Origin of the sequence: Synechococcus sp. R5-12, assembly GCF_047502655.1 — a bacterium.
GTDB lineage: Bacteria > Cyanobacteriota > Cyanobacteriia > Thermostichales > Thermostichaceae > Thermostichus.
This window is the reverse complement of record NZ_JANSIM010000299.1, coordinates 1-4,514: the sequence shown is the minus strand read 5'-3', so window position 1 is coordinate 4,514 and position 4,514 is coordinate 1. Positions and strand designations below refer to the sequence as shown.

3 protein-coding genes are annotated in these 4,514 nt (G+C 60.5%); 1 reads left to right on the top strand and 2 read right to left on the bottom strand.

Annotation, left to right across the window (positions count from 1 at the left end; translation table 11 throughout):
- Positions 1–312, bottom strand: a 312-nt coding sequence (locus NW843_RS13600; protein WP_414523220.1) for a hypothetical protein, incomplete at its 3' end; no start/stop codon positions are given.
- On the opposite strand from NW843_RS13600, the gene NW843_RS13595 reads away from it, so the two are divergent.
- Positions 311–1,363 carry a CsgG/HfaB family protein gene (locus tag NW843_RS13595; RefSeq protein ID WP_414523219.1) on the top strand — a complete coding sequence of 351 codons (1,053 nt, stop codon included), beginning with the start codon at positions 311–313 and terminating at the stop codon, positions 1,361–1,363. The genes NW843_RS13600 and NW843_RS13595 overlap by 2 nt on opposite strands.
- Before the next feature lie 19 nt (positions 1,364–1,382).
- Here NW843_RS13595 and pruA read toward each other — a convergent pair whose 3' ends face one another.
- Positions 1,383–4,337 (bottom strand): L-glutamate gamma-semialdehyde dehydrogenase, encoded by a 2,955-nt coding sequence (gene pruA, locus NW843_RS13590; protein ID WP_414523218.1) that lies wholly within the window; start codon positions 4,335–4,337, stop codon positions 1,383–1,385.
- Between the last annotated feature and the right edge of the window lie 177 nt (positions 4,338–4,514).

Here is a 4,514-nt window from a genome sequence, read left to right as displayed (position 1 = left end):
CGCAAGGAGCCATCCATGCGCAGCGTGGTAGGAATCTCCGGCCTTTAGGCAGGGGAGGATGTCAATTGCAGAGAGCGAGTACCTTTGCTCAACAGGGTTGAGATTTGTCAACTCTTCTATACAAACCTTCTCAATCCCTTTTTTCAACAACCTTGTAGTCGGTAGAGTGTAGGGCATCTTCTGGGAACAGGCGACGTCAGGATCCTTAACCCTTAGCCGCCAGGTGATATCGGTCACCGCCCTGAAGCTCTTTTGGATGCAGGCTGTGAGTGAAATGTGGCCCCCCTCAGATTTAGGAGATCGCTCAACCATGCGCAACCTCTCTTCCATCTTGCTGTTCGGGATCCCTTTGGTAAGCCTAGGCTGGACAGGGATCCCGGTGGTGGCCCAATCCGCCAATCCAGCCCTCTGCCAGCAATTTCCCCAAGACATTCGCTGCACCCTCTCTGCCCCCAGACAGGTGGGACAAGCGCCGCAACCCACATCCCGTCCTCGGATTGCAGTCTTGGACTTTGATTTCAGCAGCCTCAGCAATCCCTACAGCTTCCGCGAGGCTTCTCGGGGGGTGAGCGACCTGTTGGTGGATCGGCTGGTGAGAGATGGCACCTTTTCCGTCATCGAGCGCTCGCGGCTGGACGCGATCTTGGCCGAGCAGAACCTGGGTCTATCCGGTCGACTGGATGCCAACACCGCTGCTCAGGTAGGCCGGATCCTAGGGGTCGATGCGGTGATCCTCGGCAGTGTGACCCAGTTTGATGTGTCTGTGCGCCGTTCTGGGGGTGGGGCACCGGTCTTAACTCCCTTCGGCAGCTTCCCGCTGGCGGTGGGCGCTGAGTCAGTGGATGCCGATGCCAACGTGCAGCTGAATGCCCGCTTGGTGAGCACCAGTACTGCCGAGATCTTGGCCGTGGTCGAGGGCAAAGGCAACGCCAGCCAGTCGGATAGCACGGTCACGGTTGCCGGCTTTGGCGGGGGATCCGCCACCAGCAACGAAGAGAAGCTGTTGGTATTGGCAAGCCAACAAGCGGTGGAGCAAATTGCCCAGCAGTTGGCCGGTTTTGCCGGGCGCTTGGCAGCTCAGCCTCGCTCTCTGCCAACGGTTGACGCCTTGGTGGCGGATGTCTACGGCAACCAGGTGATCCTGAACAAGGGCAGCCGCGATGGCTATCGGGTGGGATTGATTCTTTCTGTGGAGCGCGTCGTCCGCGAGGTGAAGGATCCGGCCACGGGGACAGTCTTGCGCAAATTGACTGAGCCAGCCGGACAGGTCCAACTGACGGAGGTGGATGACAGCTCCAGTGTGGGACGCATTCTCAGCGGGGCAGGCTTCAAGGTTGGGGATGTAGCCAAGCCTGTCCAATGAGCTTTCCCAAGCCCTATCCTCAGGATCCCTCGATGGGAGCAAAGCCCTGCCGTTGCGTGTTTTCGGTTACGGTGCGCGGCTCTAAAAATTGCAGCAGGTAGTCGGGGCCGCCGGCTTTGGATCCCACGCCGGAGAGCTTGAAGCCGCCGAAGGGCTGCCGCTCCACCAACGCCCCGGTGATCTCGCGGTTGATGTAGAGGTTGCCGACGGCAAAGTCCTGGCGAGCCTGTTGAATGTGGGAAGGGGTGCGGCTGTAGAGACCGCCGGTGAGGGCGTAGGGGGTGGCATTGGCCATCTGCAGAGCAGAAGAAAAGTCCGGCGCTGAGATCACCGCCAAAACCGGGCCAAACAGCTCCCGCTGCGCCAGCTCTGACCGGGGATCCACCTGGCTGAACACAGTGGGGCCGACGAAGTAGCCTTTTTCCGGCACGGGCAGGCTGAGGTCGAGGCGGGCATCAGCCTTAGCCGATTGAATGGCCTGTTGCAGGCGAGCTTGGGCCTCTGCATCGATGACCGGGCCAACTTGGGTGCTGGGGTGGGCTGGATCCCCCACATTTAAAGAGCGCACCGCCTCGATGAGCCGCCCCAAGAACAGGTCGTGAATGGACTGCAAAACGATCGCCCGCGAGCAGGCGGAGCATTTCTGGCCACTGTAGCCAAAGGCGGAGTTGACCACTCCTTTGACCGCCTGATCCAGGTCGGCGCTTTCGTCGATGAGGATGGCGTTTTTGCCCCCCATCTCGGCAATGACCCGTTTGATGTGGTGCTGGCCCGGCTGCAGTTGCGCGGCTTGGGCGAGGATCTGGCAACCCACCGCCTGGGATCCGGTGAAGGCAATCAGGTGCACCCGCCGGTCTTGAACCAACAGGGGGCCAATGGCTTCGCCCACCCCCGGCAGGAATTGAAAGACACCCTCCGGGATCCCAGCTTCGGCAAGGGCCTTGAGGATAAACTCCGCCAGTTTGGCGGCGATCAGCGAAGATTGCTCCGCCGGTTTGAGGAGCACGCAGTTTCCGGCCACCAAAGCCGCCGCTGTCATGCCACAGGGGATGGAGAGGGGGAAGTTCCAGGGGGCGATTACCACCGCCACACCGCGGGGCTGGTAGTGGTAATGGTTGGTTTCGCCGGGCAGGTTGCACTCCCGTCCCCGCTCCAGAGCCTCCATCTGTTGGGCGTAGTAGCGGCAAAAATCGATGGCCTCGGAAACTTCCCCATCGGCCTGGGCAATGGGCTTGCCCACCTCCAGCACCATCCAGGCAGCCAGCTCCGCCCGCTGGGCTTCGATTTGCTCCGCCACCCGCCGCAGGATCCCCGCCCTCACGGCAACGGGGGTGCGCCTCCAGCTGGGGAAGCTGGCTTGGGCCGCTGCCAAGGCTTGCTCCACCTGTTCCGGCTCGGTCAACCCAATTTCCGCCACCACCTGTTCAGGATCCGCAGGGTTGAGGGAGAGCATGGCTTGTTGGGTGGGGCGATATTCTCCGGCAATCCAGGGCTGAACCCTCTGACCCAGTTGAGGCCGGATCTCGTCCAATGCCTGAAAAAAGGGATCCCGCTGCTGGGGCTGGCTGAAATCCGTATCGGGAGCGGCGGCAAACGAGAGAGAAGGAGCCTGGAAAACGGATCCCTCGTCCAAGACCGGCGGGGCCAACAGCTGCTCGGGGTTGTAGCCCTGAACGCTTTGCCGCAGGAAAGAGGTGTTGGCGGTGTTTTCCAGCAAACGCCGGATCAGGTAGGCCATACCCGGCAGCAGCTCCCCGTAGGGGCAGTACACCCGCACCCGCTGTCCCTTCTGCACCAAGGCCTTGGCCAGGGGATCGGCCATGCCATAGAGCACCTGCAGTTCAAAAGCAGACTGGGGCACCTCCAGCGCTTGGGCGATGGCAATGGCTTTGGCCTGAGAGCGCACATTGTGGCTGGCGATGGCGGCGTGGAGATGGGTGTGGTGCTCCAACAAAAGCTGGGTCATGCGCTCGAAGTTGGCGTCGGTAGCAGACTTGCTGTTGTAAACCGGCTGCGGCCAGTGCTTTTGCGCCGCCAAGATGGTCTCTTGATCCCAGTAGGCCCCCTTGACCAAGCGCACCGTCACCGGGGATCCCCGCTCTTTGGCCCAGGCGATCAGGTTTTGCAGATCGGTGTAGCTATCCCGCAGGTAGGCCTGCAGCGTCAGGCCAACGTCGGTGCGGCCTCGGAACTCCGGCTCCAGCAGCAGCTCCTGCAAAATGGCCAGGGTGAGGGATTTGTAGCGGTACTGCTCCATGTCGAAATGGATCCCGACTCCCAGAGCTTCTGCCCGGCGCAACAGGACGCGAATCCGTTCCCCCACTTTGGTTTTGGCCCCCAGGGGATCGATGGGATCGAACTGGGAATAGAAGGCTGTCAGCTTCACCGACACTTGCGGCACCGGCTGCGGTTGTGGCCAGGTTTTGACCATCTTTGCCAAATGCTCCATCACCTGCAGATAGCGATCCAGATAGGATTGGGCTTCCACTTCGGTGATGACGGCTTCCCCCAGCAAATCCAGCGTGAAAGCCATACCCTGCCGGTGCAAAGCTTCCAGAGTTTTGCTGACTTGCTGTAGAGTTTCTCCGGCAATATAGCGGCGGGCCAGAGCTTCCACAGCAGCGGTGAGAGTGCTGGCAGCCAACTGTCCTGGCAGGGAGTCGGGGTCTGCGAAGTTGAGCAGGCTCTTCAGCATCCCCGGCAACTCTACTGCCGGATCCAAGAGATACTCCTGCAAATGGCGGGCCACCTCAGCCTTGCTTTTCAAGCTGGGCAAGACATCAATCAAGCGGAACAACTGGGTGCGCAAGTGGGGGTTTTCCATCGCCCAGGCCAGCAGCTTGTCCTCCCAGCGCAGTTGATCTCGCCACTGGGCCAGCAGGGATCGCTTCTCTCCCCAAAGAGAAGCCAACAAAGATTGGGCGAGAGCTTGGGTTTGAGCCTCGTAGGCAGTAGGAGCAGCTTGGGCAACCATCTGATGCACCGGGGGGCGGGATCCCTACCATCCTGTCATGGAAAGGATGGAACCTGAGGCCGATTTTGGGAAGATAATGGCAGATGGGGCCACCGCAAATCCTCGAATAGCTACGCCGGGTATAAGCAGCTTTGCAGGAGCATGACTCTAGTCAATAATAAGCTCAACTATACTGAA

Coding starts and splice junctions, on each gene's coding strand:
- pruA (WP_414523218.1), bottom strand. CDS start 4,337: ATGGTTGCCCAAGCTGCTCCTACTGCCTACGAGGCTCAAACCCAAGCT.
- NW843_RS13595 (WP_414523219.1), top strand. CDS start 311: ATGCGCAACCTCTCTTCCATCTTGCTGTTCGGGATCCCTTTGGTAAGC.